At 70.6% G+C, this 17,157-nt stretch carries 14 protein-coding genes; 7 read left to right on the forward strand and 7 right to left on the reverse strand.

The features are described from left to right. The first annotated feature begins 86 nt into the window (after window positions 1-86). Genes glpA through ACX1D3_RS02765 form a run of 3 tightly spaced genes read left to right on the forward strand, consistent with a single transcriptional unit; the run spans window position 87 to window position 4,173 of the window. Window positions 87-1,664 (forward strand): anaerobic glycerol-3-phosphate dehydrogenase subunit GlpA, encoded by a 1,578-nt coding sequence (glpA, locus tag ACX1D3_RS02755; protein ID WP_458995457.1) that lies wholly within the window; start codon window positions 87-89, stop codon window positions 1,662-1,664. Beyond that, the gene (gene glpB / locus ACX1D3_RS02760; protein ID WP_458995458.1) at window positions 1,661-2,905 is read left to right on the forward strand and encodes a glycerol-3-phosphate dehydrogenase subunit GlpB; all 1,245 of its coding nucleotides are present in this window, start codon (window positions 1,661-1,663) and stop codon (window positions 2,903-2,905) included. Before glpA ends, glpB begins: the two co-directional genes overlap by 4 nt. Beyond that, window positions 2,902-4,173, forward strand: coding sequence for an anaerobic glycerol-3-phosphate dehydrogenase subunit C (locus tag ACX1D3_RS02765; protein ID WP_458995459.1), 1,272 nt, complete (start codon window positions 2,902-2,904; stop codon window positions 4,171-4,173). The genes glpB and ACX1D3_RS02765 overlap by 4 nt, the downstream gene beginning before the upstream one ends. Before the next feature lie 102 nt (window positions 4,174-4,275). On the opposite strand, the gene ACX1D3_RS02770 is transcribed toward ACX1D3_RS02765, so the two are convergent. Continuing rightward, a complete protein-coding gene (locus ACX1D3_RS02770) occupies window positions 4,276-5,028 on the reverse strand; it encodes a Type 1 glutamine amidotransferase-like domain-containing protein (protein WP_458995460.1) in 753 nt (250 codons plus the stop codon). 202 nt (window positions 5,029-5,230) lie between these two features. Here ACX1D3_RS02770 and treS point away from each other — a divergent pair, with 202 nt between their 5' ends. Both treS and ACX1D3_RS02780 read left to right on the forward strand, forming a co-directional pair. Further along, on the forward strand, window positions 5,231-6,961 hold the full coding sequence (gene treS / locus ACX1D3_RS02775; protein WP_458995461.1) for a maltose alpha-D-glucosyltransferase: 1,731 nt from the start codon (window positions 5,231-5,233) through the stop codon (window positions 6,959-6,961). A 150-nt stretch (window positions 6,962-7,111) separates the two neighbouring features. Beyond that, window positions 7,112-8,257, forward strand: coding sequence for a Gfo/Idh/MocA family protein (locus tag ACX1D3_RS02780; protein ID WP_458995462.1), 1,146 nt, complete (start codon window positions 7,112-7,114; stop codon window positions 8,255-8,257). Window positions 8,258-8,449: 192 nt separating this feature from the next. Here ACX1D3_RS02780 and ACX1D3_RS02785 read toward each other — a convergent pair whose 3' ends face one another. From ACX1D3_RS02785 to ACX1D3_RS02805, 5 genes are all read right to left on the reverse strand, one after another. Further along, on the reverse strand, window positions 8,450-9,964 hold the full coding sequence (locus ACX1D3_RS02785; RefSeq protein ID WP_458995463.1) for a leucyl aminopeptidase family protein: 1,515 nt from the start codon (window positions 9,962-9,964) through the stop codon (window positions 8,450-8,452). Between the two features lie 117 nt (window positions 9,965-10,081). Beyond that, the gene (locus ACX1D3_RS02790) at window positions 10,082-10,927 is read right to left on the reverse strand and encodes an FAD:protein FMN transferase (protein ID WP_458995464.1); all 846 of its coding nucleotides are present in this window, start codon (window positions 10,925-10,927) and stop codon (window positions 10,082-10,084) included. Continuing rightward, a complete protein-coding gene (locus ACX1D3_RS02795; RefSeq protein ID WP_458995465.1) occupies window positions 10,924-11,463 on the reverse strand; it encodes an FMN-binding protein in 540 nt (179 codons plus the stop codon). Before ACX1D3_RS02795 ends, ACX1D3_RS02790 begins: the two co-directional genes overlap by 4 nt. 27 nt (window positions 11,464-11,490) lie before the next feature. After that, window positions 11,491-12,924 carry a ferredoxin reductase family protein gene (locus tag ACX1D3_RS02800; protein WP_458995466.1) on the reverse strand — a complete coding sequence of 478 codons (1,434 nt, stop codon included), beginning with the start codon at window positions 12,922-12,924 and terminating at the stop codon, window positions 11,491-11,493. A gap of 232 nt (window positions 12,925-13,156) precedes the next feature. After that, window positions 13,157-13,468 carry a DUF3784 domain-containing protein gene (locus ACX1D3_RS02805; protein WP_458995467.1) on the reverse strand — a complete coding sequence of 104 codons (312 nt, stop codon included), beginning with the start codon at window positions 13,466-13,468 and terminating at the stop codon, window positions 13,157-13,159. A 124-nt stretch (window positions 13,469-13,592) separates the two neighbouring features. On the opposite strand from ACX1D3_RS02805, the gene ACX1D3_RS02810 reads away from it, so the two are divergent. Continuing rightward, window positions 13,593-14,021 carry a type II toxin-antitoxin system VapC family toxin gene (locus ACX1D3_RS02810; protein WP_458995468.1) on the forward strand — a complete coding sequence of 143 codons (429 nt, stop codon included), beginning with the start codon at window positions 13,593-13,595 and terminating at the stop codon, window positions 14,019-14,021. Between the two features lie 336 nt (window positions 14,022-14,357). Next, window positions 14,358-14,918 carry a methyltransferase family protein gene (locus tag ACX1D3_RS02815; RefSeq protein ID WP_458995469.1) on the forward strand — a complete coding sequence of 187 codons (561 nt, stop codon included), beginning with the start codon at window positions 14,358-14,360 and terminating at the stop codon, window positions 14,916-14,918. Window positions 14,919-14,981: 63 nt separating this feature from the next. Here the strand turns inward: ACX1D3_RS02815 and ACX1D3_RS02820 are convergent, their stop codons facing one another. Continuing rightward, entirely contained in the window at window positions 14,982-16,982 is a 2,001-nt protein-coding gene (locus ACX1D3_RS02820; protein WP_458995470.1) for an SEC-C metal-binding domain-containing protein, read from the reverse strand. Between the last annotated feature and the right edge of the window lie 175 nt (window positions 16,983-17,157).

Genomic DNA, 17,157 nt, shown 5'->3' on the forward strand with positions numbered 1-17,157 from the left:
CACTAATGCGGCGCAATCCCCCTTGACCAGTGCCTCGTCACGGCTGACGTGATAGACCAGTCTTCAAGGCCCAAGGAGGGGAAACCATGAAGCGTCTCGACACCGACGTCGTAGTCATCGGAGGCGGCTCGACGGGGTTGGGCGTCGTCCGCGACGCCGCCATGCGCGGGTACCGCGCCGTCCTGGTCGAGCGCGTCGATCTGGGTCAGGGCACCACCGGCAGGTTCCACGGCCTGCTGCACTCCGGCGGCCGCTACGTGGTCAGCGATCCCGGCTCGGCCACCGAGTGCGCCGAGGAGAACGCCATCCTGCGCCGCATCCAGGCGAGCGCCGTCGAGGACACGGGCGGCTTCTTCGTCACGCTCGCCGGCGACGACCCCGCCTACGCGGACAAGTTCCTCGAAGGCGCCAGGGCCACCGGCGTGCCCGCCACGGAGATCTCCGTCAAGGAGGCGCTCCGCCGCGAGCCCCGCCTCGACCCCCGCATCCAGCGCGCCATCGAGGTGGCCGACGGCTCCGTCGATGGCTGGCAGCTCGTCTGGGGCGCCGCGCGCTCCGCGATGGCGCACGGCGCGAAGGTGCTGACCTACCACCGCGTGACGAAGATCGAGCGCGACGGCGACCGCGTGGCCGCCGTCATCTGCCGCGACGAGAAGGGCGGCGAGGACGTGCGCATCAACTGCACGTTCGTCCTCAACTGCGCCGGTCCGTGGGCCGGCCAGATCGCGGAGATGGCCGGCGCGGAGCCCGTCGCGGTCGTCCCCGGCCGCGGGATCATGATCGCGATGAACCACCGCCTGGTGAACACCGTCATCAACCGCTGCGTGTACCCCACCGACGGCGACATCCTCGTCCCCGTGCACACCGTCTCCATCATCGGCACCACCGACATCCACGAGACGGACCCCGACCACCTGCCCATCCCCCGCAAGGAGGTGCAGCAGATGCTCGACGCCGGCGAGGCCATGATCCCCGGCTTCCGCAAGGCGCGCGCGCTGCACGCCTGGTCCGGGTCGCGGCCGCTGATCAAGGACAAGCGCGTCTCCGTCGAGGACACCCGCCACATGAGCCGTGGCATGGCCGTCATCGACCACTCGCAGACCGACGGCCTGAACGGGATGCTCACCATCGGCGGCGGGAAGCTCACCACCTACCGGCTGATGGCCGAGCACATCGTCGACGCCATGAACCGGCAGCTCGGCGAGGAGCGGCCCTGCACCACCGCCGACGAGGTCATCCCCGGCAGCGAGGACCGCAAGCTCTACACCGTCACGCACCGCCTCGAGGACCGCGAGAAGGACCGCCTGGAGGACCAGATCATCTGCGAGTGCGAGCTGATGAACCGCTCCATGTTCGTGCGGCTCCTCAAGGAACAGCCCAACGCCACCTTCGACGACCTCCGGCGCCAGCTCCGCCTCGGCATGGGTCCTTGTCAGGGCGGTTTCTGCGCCACTCGTGCCGCGGGCCTGGCCTGCTCCGAGCAGGTCGACGACGCCGAGCGCGCCTCGGGACTGCTGCGCCTGTTCCTCAAGCACCGCTGGATCGGCATCTGGCCCATCCTCTACGGCCAACAGGTCAGACAGACCGCCCTGGACCACTGGATCTTTGCCGGAACGCTCGACGTCGAGCACCTTCCCCAGCCTGAAGAGGAGATCGTGCGATGAGCGACGTCGTCGTCATCGGGGCCGGGCTCGCCGGCCTCACCGCAGCGCTGAGACTGGCCCGGGCCGGGAAGTCCGTCACGCTGGCCACCAAGGGCCCGGGCGGGCTCCAGCTCTCCCAGGGCACCGTCGACATCCTCGGCTACACGCCGGAGCGGGTGACCGCCCCACTCGACGCCGTCGCGGCCGTCCCCGAGGGCCACCCCTACGCCTCCATCGGGGCCGACGCCACCGCAGCGGCCCTGACCTGGCTCGCTGCCGAGCTGGGGCCGGACCTGCTCGTGGGCAACCCCGCCACGAACTTCCACCTCCCGACGGCGGTGGGCGCGATCCGCCCGACGGCGCTCGCCCAGCCGTCGATGATCGCTGGCGACGCAGTGGGCGGCAAGACCTACGCCGTCGTCGGCGTGCGGCAGCTGAAGGACTTCTCGGCCGAGCTCATCGCCGGCAACCTCGCCCGCTCGACGGCACCCGACGGGGGCGCCCTCGCCGCGCACGCCGCGTGGATCGACCTCCCCGCGCGCAAGGGGGAGGCGGACCCCACGCCGCTCACCTACGCACGGGCCATGGACGACCAGTCGTTCGCGGCGGCGTTCGCGAAGGCCGTCTCAGCGGTGGCGGGCAAGGCCGACGTCGTCGCGCTCCCCGCCGTGCTGGGCCACAAGCGTCGCGACGTGTGGCGGCAGGTGGCCGAGGCCCTCGGCCGCGACGTCTGCGAGATCCCGCTGCCCCCACCGTCGGTCCCCGGCCTGCGCCTCTACGACGCGCTGCTCGCCCTGGCCCGGGCGGTGGGCGTGCGGTTCGTCCAGGGCAGCCGGATCACCGGGTTCACCCCCGGCGCCGACGGCGTGGCCTCCGTCACGCTCGCCGCGGCCGGCGGGCCGCGACACCTGAAGGCCGGCGCGTTCGTGTTCGCGCCCGGCGGCTTCGAGAGCGGCGCGCTCGACGTCGACTCCCACGGCGCCATCACCGAGCCTGTGTTCGGGCTGCCGCTGACTGCCACGGACGCGGAGCCGCTGATCCCGTCCGTCTACTGGGGCCCGCACGCCCTGTTCGAGGTGGGCGTCCGTACCGACGACGGCGGCCGCCCGGTCGACGCCGCGGGCGCCGTCGTCCACCCGAACCTGTACGTGGCCGGCGGGATCATCGCCGGTGCGGAACGCTGGCGAGAGAAGTCAGGCGACGGGATCGCCGTCGCCACGGCCGTCCGGGCCGCCGATCACATCACCGGAGGTGCACGATGAGCGAGAAGCGCGACGAGCGGGCAAAGGAGCTGCGCGAGCGGCTCAACAACGAGCTGCAGCGGATGAGCCTGGACATGTGCGTGAAGTGCACCATCTGCGAGACGGCCTGCCCCGTGGCGGCGGTGACCCCGCTGTTCTCCGGGCCGAAGTTCGTGGGTCCCCAGGCCGAGCGGTTCCGCGACGACGAGTCCGTGGACCACTCCGTCGACTACTGCTCCAGCTGCGGCACGTGTTCGGTCGTCTGCCCGCAGGGCGTCAACGTGGCGGAGCTGAACTCGCTGGCGCGGGCCGTCATGAAGGCCGAGCAGGGCGTGCCGGTGCGGGATCAGATGATCACGCAGACGGTGCTGATGGGCAAGGCGATGACGCCGGTGGCGCCCATCGCCAACGCCGTGCTGGACAACAAGCTGGCACGCATCGCCATGGAGAAGGTGGTGGGCGTCCACCGCGACGCCCCCATGCCCACGGCCCGGGGCGAGTCGCTGCACAAGTGGCTGAAGAAGCGCTCCGCGCCCACACAACCCCGGACGCGCGGCGCCCTGGTGTACTTCCACGGATGCGCCGGCGGCTACTTCGAGGTGGACGCGGCGAAGAAGGCCATTGAGGTGCTGGAGCACCTGGGCTACGAGGTGATCGTCCCCGAGCAGGGCTGCTGCGGCCTGGCCGAGCAGAGCAACGGCCTGTTCGAGAAGGCGAGCGCGTCCGTGCGCCGCCTCGTCGAGCAGCTGCGGGCCCCCGGCACCGAGCTGACCATCATCAGCACCGCGGGCAGCTGCACGGGCATGCTCAAGCACGAGGCGCACCAGATCCTGGGCATCCACGACCCCGAGCTGATGGACGTCGGCACCCGCATCCGGGAGATCTCCGAGTTCCTCATGGAGCTCTACGAGGCGGGCGAGCTTCCCACGGACTTCCAGCCCATCAACATGCGGCTGCCGTACCACGCCCCCTGCCAGTTGAAGAGCCAGGGCATGGGCACCCCGGCGTCGGACCTGCTCCGGCTCATCCCCGGGCTCGAGGTGATCGACAGCAACGTGACCTGCTGCGGCATCGCGGGCACGTACGGGTTGAAGAAGGAGAAGTACGACATCGCGCAGGCCGTGGGCAAGCCGCTGTTCGACATGGTCAAGGCGACCAACGACGGCCTCGCCGCCTGCGACACCGAGACCTGCCGCTGGCAGATCGAGAAGTCGAGCGGCGTCGAGACGGTCCACCCGATCGTCCTGCTGCACCGGGCCTACGGGTTGGGCGGGGTCCTCACCCGGTAACGCCCCGCTCCCACCCTGAGCGGACCGACCCCGACTTGCCCGGCGAGGGTTCCGCTGGGTGAGCCGGTCGGGCGCGAAGCGCCACCGACCGCGTCGGCCCGGTCACGCCATCCGCGCCCTCGAGCGGCTCACCAGGACCGAGCCGCCCGCGTCAGCCCTGCTGACCTGCCAGACGGCACCCCGTCCGGCCACCGACGATGCGGGATCATCCACCCCGTCCCACCGGATGGAGGTGTGCTCGTCGATCGCGAGTCCCCGTTCGACCAGCCCGGCGCCTACCGCCGCGACCAGCCGCGACAGCGTGCCCCACTGCGCCGCGTGCACATCGACGGTGAAGGGCACCAGGCCGAGTCCGTCGGACACGGCGACCTCGTCGAGCTCCTCGCTGGCGTCCTCGTCGCACACGGGCACCCCGTCGACAAGGTGTCCGCCGATCACCGCCCGCTCCGGGGCGATCGCGGCGCCCGCCGAGAACCCCAGGTACGGCATCCCGGCCGCGACCCGGTCCCGCACGAGCGGCGCGATGGACGCGAAGGCATCCAGATAGGCGGGGGTGAGCCCCCCACCCACGAAGATGGCGTCCGCCCCGTCGAGCGCTGAGGCGTCGAAGAGCTCGCCCTCGACGATGGCATGCACGTCGACGTTCGCCCCCGCGAGGCCCAGCAGCCTGCCGTAGCGCTCGACGCCCTCGCGGTCGTCGGCCTCGAGCACCAGCAGGGCGTGAATCCGCGGGGCGACGGATCCGTCGCCCCGGAGGGCCGCCGCCTGAGCGACGAAGTCGATGAGGAGGGTGACGACGGCGTCCTCGTCGCGCCCCCCGCCCACCAGATGGACAGCCCCTGGCCTCGTTGGCATGTGCCGCTCCTCCCTCCGCGCTCGCTGGCAGCTCATCCTGACACGGCAGCAACGACAGAAGCCATCCCTCCAGCGGTGGATGTGACCGCACGAGCACCCCTCATACCCGCCCGCACCGCGGTTCGGACCTGCCAGACTCAGAGGTGCTGGGCTGTTCCTCGCGTGGCGGGACATCGAGCAGCACCACGGTCGAGGAGCAACCATGTCCGCAGTGCCTCTGCAGCCGTCCGACCAGTCATCCGCAGGGGGATGGACGGACCGACGCGGGATCAGCGATGATCCGCTCTGGTTCAGGAAGGCTGTGTTCTACGAGGTGTGGGTCCGGTCCTTCGCCGACACCACCGGCACCGGCGTCGGGGACCTCAACGGCCTGGTCTCCAAGCTGGACTACCTTGCGTGGCTGGGGATCGACTGCATCTGGATACCGCCGTTCTTCTCCTCGCCCGAGCGCGACGGCGGGTACGACGTCGAGAGACTCACGGGGATCCAGGTGCAGCTCGGCACCCACGAGGGCCTGAGGAACCTCATCCAGGAGGCGCACGCCCGTGGGATCCGCGTCATCTCGGACTTCGTGATCAACCACACGTCGTCGGAGCACCCATGGTTCCAGTCGTCGCGGGAGGATCCGGAGGGTCCGTACGGCGACTACTACGTCTGGCGCAACGACGACACCGGCTACCCCGACGCCCGCATCATCTTCGTCGACACCGAGGACTCCAACTGGACGTTCGACACGGTGCGCAAGCAGTTCTACTGGCACCGCTTCTACAGCCACCAGCCGGATCTGAACTACGACAACCCCAAGGTGCTCGACGAGGTTCTCAACGCCCTCCGCTTCTGGCTGGAACTCGGCGTGGACGGATTCCGTCTCGACGCCGTGCCCTACCTGGCCGAGGAGGAGGGCACCACCTGCGAGAACCTCGAGCGCACCCACGCCATCCTCAAGACGATCCGTTCCGTGATCGACCAGGAGTTCCCTGGCCGCCTCCTCCTTGCCGAGGCCAACCAGTGGCCGGAGGACGCTGCGAAGTACTTCGGCGAGGGCGACGAGTGCCACATGGCCTTCCACTTCCCCCTCATGCCCCGCCTGTTCATGGCGCTCCGGCAAGGGACGCGAACCGCCATCAGCCAGATCCTCGCCGACATCCCAGACCTCCCCGACGGCTGCCAATGGGGCACGTTTCTCCGCAACCACGACGAGCTGACTCTCGAAATGGTCACTGAGGACGAGCGCGCCTACATGTGGAACACGTACGCGCCCGTCCCCAAGATGCGCCTCAACCTGGGGATCCGCAGACGGCTGGCCCCGCTCGTCGACAACGACGTGCGCCGCCTCAAACTGCTGCATGCGCTCCTCTTGGCACTTCCCGGGTCGCCGGTGCTCTACTACGGCGACGAGATCGGGATGGGCGACAACATCTGGCTTCCGGACCGGGATGGCGTCCGCACCCCGATGCAGTGGACGTCGGAGGTCCCGGGCGCCGGGTTCTCCACGGCCAACCCGTATCTCTTCCCCTCGCCGATCCCGTGCGCCCCGCCGTACGGCAACGTCCACACCAACGTCGCCGATCAGCAGAACGACCCGGAATCGCTCCTCAACTGGCTCAGGGGTGCTCTTGCGGCCCGGCGCGCGCACGACGTCTTCGGGCTGGGCGATTTCACCGACCTCGAGGGATCCGACGCGGTGCTGTCGTTCCAGCGGCAGCGGGGGACGACGCGTGTGGTGTCGCTGAACAACCTCACCGAATGGCCCCAGCTTGCCGAGGTCTCTCTCGACGGATTGGCGGGGCAGATCCCCGTCGTGCTGTCCGGCAGTGTGGGCGGCGCCCCGGAGGTGGTGAGCGAGCGGTACCTGGTCGAGTTGCCTCCTTACGGCTACGTGTGGCTGCTGTTCGACGACTCACTGCCCCCCGCGTCACGCGTCAGCAGTTGACCGACCTCCGGCACCGGACGCACCACCCACCAACCTTCCTGCCCCTGACCGAGCTCTGGCGGGTGAACCCTGACGGTGGAGATCGCTCCTACGATGGCGCTCACAACGTCCCCGACCAGTGAGGGCGCGCGAGCAGATGAGGGGTCTCCAGTGCAGGACATAGGGACGAGCGAGCCGGTCAAGCCGATGCGCGTCGGCGTGGTGGGCGTCGGGATGATCAGCGACACGTTCATCGGCAACATCAAGGACAGCTTCCGCAACCTCGAGCTGGTGGGCTGCACCGCCCGCGACATGGACCACATCCAGGCCAAGGCCGCCCAGCACGGGATCGCGGCCATGACGATGGACGAGCTGATGGGCGACCCGTCCATCGAGCTCGTGCTCAACCTGACCCCCGTCGAGGCGCACGCCGACGTGATCGGGCGCGCGCTGAACGCGGGCAAGCACGTCTACAGCGAGAAGACGCTCACCGGCGACTACGCCTCCGCCAAGGCACTGGCTGACCTGGCCGACTCCCGCGGCCTCTACCTGGGGTGCGCCCCCGACACGTTCCTCGGCTCGGCCGTCCAGACCGCCGCCGAGGCGGTCGCGACGGGGAGGATCGGGCAGCCCACCGGATTCACCATCATGCTGAACCGGGGCATGGAGATCTTGTACGAGTTCATGCCCTTCCTGCTGCGGCCCGGTGCGGGAATGGGCTACGACTTCGGCGTCTACGGCCTCACCGCGGTGCTGTCGATCCTCGGCCCTGCCGTCGAGGTGTGCGGCTTCCAGCAGACCAACCGCCCGCAGCGCACCTACCGGATGGAGGGCGGGCCCCACTTCGGCGAGACCTACGAGATCGCCAACGAGAACATCATGACCGCCACGCTGCAGCTCGAGAGCGGAGTGCTGGGCACGGTGGCCTTCAACGGCGACAGCGTCTTCCCCGAGCAGCCGTACCTGTGCATCCAGGGCACCGAGGGCCTCATCTACCTGCCGGACCCGAACCAGTTCGGGGGCGACGTGCGCCTCACCACCGGCCTGCGCGACCCCCGCGAGATCATGGCCGGCGGCGGCTCGACGGAGGTGCTCCCGGTCCACCACCGCTACAGCGACAACTCCCGGGGGGTCGGCGCGGCCGAGATGGTCGAGGCGATCGCCCAGGGCAGGCCCAACCGGGCCTCGAAGGAGATGGCCTGCCACATCATCGAACTGCTCGACGGCATTGTCCAGAGCAGCGCGACTAGGCAGTACCAGCGCCTGACCAGCAGCTTCACAGTCCCGGAGCGGCTCACCGGCGACGAGGAGTTCTGAGACTCCCGCGCCTCCTCAAGGGGTCGACGGGGTTGTGCGGCCACTGGGGACGGATACGAGTGTCGGTTCCAGCCGGGACTGACCGGTCAGAACCGACGCTGGAGCCTCGACTCGTCTGAGGTGAGGCAGCCCCGCCCCGCCGGGACACTGCTGGACCCCGCCCCGGGCGTAACGGCCCGGGGCGGGCGCAGCTCAGTTCGACGCAGCCTCGAAGCCGGCCGCCAGGTTGGCGAGGAGTCGGGCGCCGAAGCCGGTGGCCCCGGCGGAGCGCCAGGCGTCGTCGGCGTCGCTGGACATGGTGCCCGCGATGTCGATGTGCGCCCAGGGGGTCTTGGCGACGAACTCGTCCAGGAACAGCGCCGCCGTCGTGGCCCCGGCGTGCGGGCCGCCCAGGTTGGCGATGTCTGCGATGTCGGAGTCCAGCTGCTTGCGGTACTTCCGCTCGAGCGGGAGCTGCCAGACCGGCTCGTCGGTGGCCGACGCGGCCGCGACCACCCGGTCCACCATCGGCTGATCGTTGCCCAGGACCGCTGCCCGCGACTTCCCCAGCGCCATCAGCGCGGCACCGGTGAGCGTGGCGATGTCGACAATGGCGTCCACCCCGGCCTCGACGGCGAGCGCCAGCCCGTCCATCATCGCGATCCGGCCCTCGGCGTCGGTGTTCTTGATCTCCACCGTCTTGCCGTTGCGGCAGGTGAGCACGTCCCCGAGCTTGTAGGCCGACCCGGACGGCATGTTGTCGGTGCACACCAGCCACGCCGAGACCGCGCTGGTGGTGCCAAGGTCGCGCAGCGCGGTGAACGCGCCGAGCACGGCGGCCGCACCGCCCATGTCCATCTTCATGAGCAGGTGCATGGGGTCCGACGGCTTCAGGCTGATGCCGCCCGAGTCGTACATGATGCCCTTGCCCACCATGCCGAGGTGCCCGGTGGGCTCCCCCGACGGGGTGTAGGTGAGCACGACGAGCCGCGGCTCCTCCTCGCTGCCGGCGTTGACTCCGAGGATGCCGCCGCAGCGCATCTCGATCAGCTGCTGCTTGTCGAAGGCCTCCACGTCGAAGCCGTACGTGGCTCCCAACTCGGCTGCTACGTCGGCCAGGTTGGTCGCGGTCAGGTGTCCGGGGGGCGTGTTGGCGAGGTCGCGGGCCACCACCGTCGCCCGGACCCCGATCTGGCCGGCGGCGATGCCGTCGGTCACGGCTGCCGCGTCGGCCCCGGCCACCCTCAGCTGGAGAACCGCGAGCGGCACCTCCTTGGCCTCCGCCTTGAGCACCGAGTAGCGGTAGCGGGCCAGCAGGGCACCCTCGGTGAGCACTTGGCCGACGGTGCGTGCGTCCATGCCCAGGTCGGGCACGTCGAGGCCGATGCGCCCGCCCTTCTTCGCCGTCGCCCGGGCGGCAGCCGCGGCCGCGTCGCGGAGCTTGTCGGCGTCGAGCTCTGCGGGGTCGCCGATGCCGACCAGCACCAGGGGGTGCCCGTCCTGGGCCACCACCAGGCTGCTGCCGGCGCTGGCGTCGAAGCCGGCGGAGGCCAGCGCGTCGGCGCCGAGGCCCACCACGCCGGTCAGGTCCGTGCCGGTGGCCACCAGCAGCGCGACGGCGCCCAGGTCGGGCGCGAAGGTGTCGACGGCGGCCGCGTCGCAGGCGTTGGCCAGGGCGGGGACGGCGGTGAAATCGGCGGGGATCAGCTTGCTCGGGCTGCGGGACATGGTGCTCCTTCGGTGGCGGCGCTACACCTCAGACCATAGTGCGAGGAACGGGCCAAAGGGCACTGTCAGGGCAAGGTCAAGGGCTCCACTACAGCCGGGGAGACCGGACGGGCCCACTCACCTCGACACCGTGCCGCGCCCGGTGCGAGGATCGGCCCGGACGGTGGTGACCCGGCCCTCGTGGTCGACGAGGATGCCGGCGTGGTTCCGCCGGGTGGCCAGCCAGCCCAGGCTGCTGCGGCCAAGCACGAACGCGGCCGTGGCGTAGACGTCGGCCCAGGTGAGGCCGGGGCCGATCACGGTGGCCGACAGCAGATCCGTGGCCGGCGCCCCGGTCCACGGGTCGGTGATGTGGAGTCCTCGGGCCGCGGTGCCGGACGTCGCGACGGCGCCCGTGCGCATCGCGATCCGCTGGAGGACCCGCGACCGGTCCCGCGGATCCTCCACGGCGATCGACCAGTCCGGGGTGTCGGTCCGTTCACAGTGCACCGCGACGTCACCGCCCGCGTTGATCAGCACGTCGTGCTGCCCGAGCGCGGCCAGCCGCTCGACGAGGCCCTCCATCGCCTGCTCCACCGCCCAGCCCTTGACCAGGCCGGTGGGGTCGAAGCGTAGCGTGCCGCCCCCGTCGGGCAGCCACGCCGAGAACGCGCCCCCGGTGCGTTGTCCTGCGAGCTCGCAGAGCGACGCCACCCGTCGGATGCGTGGATGCGCCTCCGCCAGCGAGTCCCGACCGTCGCGGATCCTGCTGACCGGGCTGTCCGGCTTCCAGGTGCTGAACATGTCGTCGTCGGCGCGCAACTCGTCGAACGCGCGCTCGACGGCGCGCTCCACGGGAAGGTCGCGGGCGCGGGGACCGCGCACGTGGACGCTGATCGGCAGGCCCATGATCTGGGCGACGAACGCGCGTCGCGGCAGCGCCTCGGCCTGCGCCGGGGCCTTCGCCAGGGTCGCGGCGCTCACTGGAACGCCTGATCGATGGCCGACTGCAGGGACTGCGCGTAGGCGAGGCTGGTGAAGGTGGCCCCGGACACGGAGTCGATGTCGGCGCTCTGCGCCTCCACCGCCTCCGCGTTGAGCACCGGGACGGCGTAGGAGTTGATCTGCTGATCGTGGCGGTCGCGGTTGGGGTACTGGATGGCGTTCGACGACGTGAGGGCGCCGTTCTCCACCGTGATCTCCACCTGCACCGCCCCGTACCGGGTCTGGACCGCGTCGCCGGTGTATGTGCCCGACGCGGCGGTCGGCGCCGCCGAGCTGGAGGACGCCGAGCTGTCCGTCGAGGAGGACGAGCTGGAGTCCTGCGGCGTGGCGCCCGACGCGGAGCCGGTCGTGCTGCTGCCCGCGTCGGCGTTGGGCGTGGTCCCCGAGGACTGGCTCTCGCCGGTGTCGGTGGCGGCTGCGGCCGTGGCCGCCTGGCCGTTGGTGCTGGTGTGGTAGCTGAAGAGCAGAACCAGGCCGCTGACGGTGCCCATGAGGGCGGCGACGATCTTTCGCATGTTGTGTATCTCCTTGTCGGTGACGGATTACCAGCTGAAGCGTTCGAGGTGGATGCGTGACTCGGGCACGCCGCACTCCAGCGCGGCGGCCCGTGCGGCGTCCATCCAGGCGGCGCTGCCGCACAGGAAGACGTCGTGCTCGGCGATGTCGGGGACGAGGTGGCGCAGCGCCTCCGCGTCGGTGAAGCCGACGGCGGCCTCGGGGAGCCAGGTGTCGCGGCCGGGGAGCCTTCGTCCCGGGAGGTAGACCACGCGGGCGCCGGTCCGGCGGCTGAGCTCGTCGAGTTCGTCCTTCAGTGCGAGGTCCGCCTCGCTGTGCGCCCGGTAGAGGAGGGTGACGTCGCCGGGCCGCTGGGGCAGGCCCTCGAGCAGCGAGCGCATGGGGCTGATCCCGATGCCGGAGGCCATGAGGGTGACCTTGCGCTGCGTCCGCACGCCGGGGTGCAGGCGGCCGTAGGGCCCCTCGATGAGGACGCGGGTGCCGGGCCTCAGATCGGCCAGCGCGCGGCTGCCGTCGCCGAGGTCCTTGACCGTGATCCGCATCCGCTCACCCGTCGGGGCGGCGGACAGGGAGTAGGGATGGGACCGCATCCAGCCCGGCCCGGTGAGGAACCGCCAGTTGAAGAACTGGCCGGGGAGGGGGTCCAGGCGGGCGAGGTCGCGGCCGCGCATGGTCACCGACACCACGTCGGCCGACTCCCGCACCACGCTCTCGACCCGGAGGCCGTGGACGGCGCTGCGGTAGAGCGGCAGGGCGACCCTGAACAGCAGGATCGAGCCGGCGGCCGCGATCCACAGCGTCCACCAGTACACCGTCGCGACGGGGCTGTTGAGGAACTCCTGTCCCGTCCACAGCTGGTGCGGGAGCGCGAGGCCCACGCCGAGGTAGGCGTAGAGGTGCAGCAGATGCCAGGACTCGTAGCGCAGCGCGCCGCGGGCCTTGCGGATGCTGGTGACCACCACCATGACGAGCGCGACGGTGCCCGCCAGCGCCAGCAGCATGCCGGGGTAGTCCACCACCAGCTCCCAGAACTGGAGGAACGGGTTGAGGTTGACCGAGGCCGCGTAGCCGACTGTGATGAGCACGATGTGGGCCGCCATCAGCCAGAAGGACCAGAAGCCCACCAGGCGGTGGCGGCGGACCAGCTCGTCCTGGCCGTAGACGCGCTCCACCGCCGGGATGCGGGCCATGAGGAGCACCTGGATGAGGAGCAGGTCGGCCGAGACGAGCGCGGTGAGGCGGCCGAGGCTGGTGAGGGCCGAGGCCCAGCCGGCCAGGTCCTGCACCCCGCCGCCGGCCACCCACAGGGCGACGACCACGAGCATGCTCGCCGTGGTGGCCACGCCGACGGCGTCGCGCCACCAGCCGGGGACCCGGGCCCTCGCCCCAGTCGGGCGGGGCGATGGGCGTGCGGTTGAGGTGATCCGGCGGGTGTCGGGCCGGTCCAGAAGTGTGGTCATGGGGTGTTGCCTCTCTCGAGTCTGCCCCTGATCCTGCTGGGCCAACCTGTCGCGCCCGTGGGTCGAACCTGTGCGTCAGCCATGAAGCGGGGCGGTGGGGGCGCCGGGCGCGAGACGTGTCGCGGCCGCCGTCGCTTCAGTGGCGGATCTGGTGGCGTAGTCGCGACCACATCCGCCACTCAGCGGCGGCGGGTGGCTGTGTGCCGGCCGCGGAGGGACGCGTCCGAGGGGCTCAGTCCCTCCTGAGGTACCGCCCACCGGTGTTGGCGTACACGATGAAGATCAGAGACGCCACCGCCAGGACCACCATCGCCGCCACTGGCACCCACTCGACGCCGGCCATGAACCCGAGACCGGCGAGCACCTGCGTCCCCGCCAGGAAGAACGAGAAGTTGCCGACGCCCCTGGTCAGCGCCGCCACGTCGTAGCGCGCCTTCTTTGCTTTCGACGACGTGTTGTACCCCGAGATCAGCCAGCTCCACTGTCGGAACCGGACGAGGTAGCCGATGACCCCCAGCAGCACTGCCGCGAACATGAAACCCATGGACACCATCCCCTGACCCCTCAAGTGTCGCGCGCTCCCGTCGCCTTGGCGACCCCTGATGCTCTGCCGGTGACGTCTGCTCCAGGGTCTGGAATCCGCCCTCGCCGGAGCCTAGAGTCGTGAGATGACCAGGTTCGTGGTGGACGCGACCACCCTGCTGCACGTCCTCGACGACGGCAGGGCCATCTCGGCCTCCCATCAGCTGGTCGCGCCGGCCGCCATCCGGTCCCAGGTGATGGATCTGCTGCTGCAGAGGGTCGATCGCGGGGACCTGAGCGAACCGCAGGCGCTGGCCCTCCACGAGAAGCTCACGCAGATGAGGATGCGGCTCCTCAACGACCGCGTCAGCCGTCGCGTGGCCTGGGACATCGCGCGGACGAGCGGGTGGACGACGATGGCCCGGGCCGAGTACATCGCCCTGGTGAAGCTGCAGGCGGACGCGCTGGTCACCGTCGACCCGGACCTCGCGGCCGCGGCGGCCGGGATCGTCCCCGTCGTCGAGCCCGAGCGCCTCTTCTCTCCTGACCCGGCCTCCAACGAGTGTGAACCCTAGGTCATGGGCACAAGGATCTGCAGCAACGCCATCACGGCGCCTGCCTCCCGCTCATCCAGGTCGTGCGAGGAGTTCCTCTGCGGAAGTGCTGGGCCAACCTGTCGCGCCCGTGGGTCCAACCTGTGCGTCAGCCATGAACGCGGGGCGGTGGGGGTGCCGGGAGCGCGGGGTGTCGCGGCCGCCGTCGCTTCAGGGGCGGATCTGGTGGCGTAGTCGCGAAGTGGCGCGCGGTCCCGTCACCAGCGCGACACTGGTGATGGTGGGGGTTCTGACCTGGTCACCTCGACGACGTGGGGGCCGCTCCTCGCCGTCGCAGCACCGGAGTGAGGCATCCACATGAGGAAGTACCTGCACTGGGCCGGTCGCCGGCCCAGCACGGCCCAACTGGTGGGCACCCTCGCCCTCGCGGGCGCCTTGATCCTGGCGGGCATTCCGCTCCTCATCGCCGTCGCGGGGAGATGGCTTGATCGCACGCTGGGCCTGCCGCCGTTCGACGGCTGGGTGTCGACGACTGCTGGCGTGGCCCTGATGGTGGTCGGCCTGCCCTATGCCTTCTGGGCCGTGCTGGCAGAGGCGCGGATCGGCGGCGGGACACCGGTGCCCACGATCCCCACCCAGCGACTCGTGGTGGAGCCGCCCTTCACCTACTGCCGCAACCCCATGGTGCTGGGCACGGCCGTCGGCTACCTCGGTTTCGGGGTGTGGCTCGGCTCGGTGTCGGCGATCGCTCTGGTACTGGTGTTCAGCGCCCTCCTGCTCATCTACGTCAAGGTGCTGGAAGAGGGCGAGCTCGAGGCCCGTTTCGGCGCTGACTACCTGCGGTACAAGCAGACAACACCCTTCCTGGTCCCCCGGTTCCGGACTCCGCCCGCCCAGCGCCCGCGAGGGATGACATGAGCGGGCGCATACCCCCCAGATCACCGTCGGTTCCTGGTTGGTCTATCAACCAGGAACCGACAGTCAAGAATGGGGCCGCGACAGGAACTCGACGAGTCCCACCGGATCCGGTTCGCCCTCGCCGAGCAGCGCCATCAGCGGCTCAACATCAGACGGAGCGACGGGGGCCAGACCGCCGAAGACGCCCACGCCATCGACCAGCGAGGCCACGCGCGTGCAGTAGTGCTCCCCCGGCTTGACCCGACGGCTCCACTCCGGCTCCGCGACCTCCGCCACCTCACCGGTCCGGAGATCCCGGAGGGTGATGGAGCTTCCGGGGACGGCCGAGGCCACCTCGTGCACGGATCGGCGCGTCTGCAGCCACTCCTGCGCCAGCTCCAGCTCGTCGGGGGGCAGCAGCGCGCCCCGGCGCTCGAGGTACTCGGCGAGCACCCCGCCCTCCCACAGGGCGACGTCGATGATCAGGCCCTCCGAGAGCGCCCGGTCGAGCCCGTCGGTTCCGTCCCAGTGCTGGGCCCGTGCCTCGCCGAGGTCGAGGAGGAACGGCGTGTCCTTCTCGACGAGGTAGCCGGCCGCCTTCTGGTAGAGCCAGTTCGCGCGCTCGGCCAGCGGGCGCTGGGTCTGGCGGAGGTGGCACTGCTTGAACTTCTTCCCCGACCCGCACCAGCACGGTGCGTTGCGCGGGATGTCGCGCCCCTGCCCGGGGAGGAACTGTTGCAGGAAGTCGTACAGCGGTTCGTCCTCGGCGCCGGCGCGACGGAGCAGCGACATGCCGCCGACGGCATCACCCCGATCGCTCGCGCACAGCGCCAGCGACATCAGAGCCGGGGACCAGGAGGGATCGAGGGACTCGGCCTGCTGGAACAGCTCCTCGGCGCCGAGGATGTTGCCCATCTCCTCGGCGGCCATGCCCTGCAGCCACCTCAGCGCGACCCGTGCCGATCGAGGCGCCTCCGGCTCCCATGCGGCGGTCAGCGCCGCCAGCACGACGGGCTCGCCGCCCAACGTTCCCAGCGCCTCGTCGAGGAACGCCGCCGCGACGACGGGGTCCCGCAGCAGCGCCACCGCCGGCCCCACTTCCTCACCCAGGCCCTTGGGCCTCTCGTCCTGGGGCGCGCGGGCAGCCCCCTGCTCGCCCACCCAAGCGACCAGCACCTCGTGGACCTCCGCCTCGCGGACGTCGTCGTCCGTCTCCATCGCCCCGTCGAGCTCATAGGTCATGCCCGCGACAATCTGAAGCAACGCCATCACGGCGCCTGCCTCGCGCTCGTCGAGGTCGTGGTCCTCACGCATGCGCTGCAGCAGGTCGTCGGCCTTCCAGGCGTCGATGTCGAAATCGTCTGCCCCGATCAGGGAGCCGCTGCTGGTGACCCCGCAGGCTGCGAGCTGTTCGCCCAGGGGGAGTTCCGGACTGCGCAGCAGGCCGGCGTCCGCGGTGCACGCCGTCCACACGGAGTTCTCGATGAGGTGCGGCCGGTCCGGTGAGGCCTGCACCAGGGCGGCCACCGCCTGGCCGGTGGCCGTGCCCAGGGCCTCCTCGACCCGCAGCAGCTCGAGGCCGTCCGGCTCGACCCTGAGCCCGACGATGTCCCCGGCGCCGAGCCCGAGCCCCGCGAGGCGCCCACGCTCGAGCAGGAGCACGCCCGAGTCCTGGGCATGCTCGTCGATCCCCCGGTCATCCAGCTCGTCATCGGGCGGATACACGACGAGGGCGTCCGAGCCGTCGGTGAACCTGTCGTGCGGGGCATCCCCGATCAGGGTCTCCACCGGTGCCAGATCCGGCGTCAGCACGACGACGTCGTGCTTGACCTCGTCCTCGCTGAGCCGATGGGTGAACGTTCGGCCCTCCAACACAGCAGGCAGCCAGACCCACCGGTCGCCGGCGATGGGCATGACCGGTGGATCGGTGTCCATGAGGAGGTCCTCGAACCACTCCTCCTCGTCGCCCAGCGTGTGGCCGGAGGCGAGGAGCTCCTGACGCAGCTCCGCCTCCGCCATCGGTCCGTGCGTGATCAGCAGGTCGCGCGTGGCGGCGAGGAGTTGCTCTGCGGGAGTGGTGGCCATGGCTCAGACCCTATCCCGGGACCGTGGCCGAACTCAGGTCCCTACCCCGCCCCGGGCCGCTGCGTGAGCACCAATCGCCGTCGAAGTGGGCGCCCCCGGCGTGACCACTCTGCATGACGCGGCGTCTCGAAGTCAGCTATCGTGCAGTAATACGGTTCTGCTGTTGTACCGCTGA

The sequence above is a fragment of the Tessaracoccus yangjingae genome (assembly GCF_054483935.1).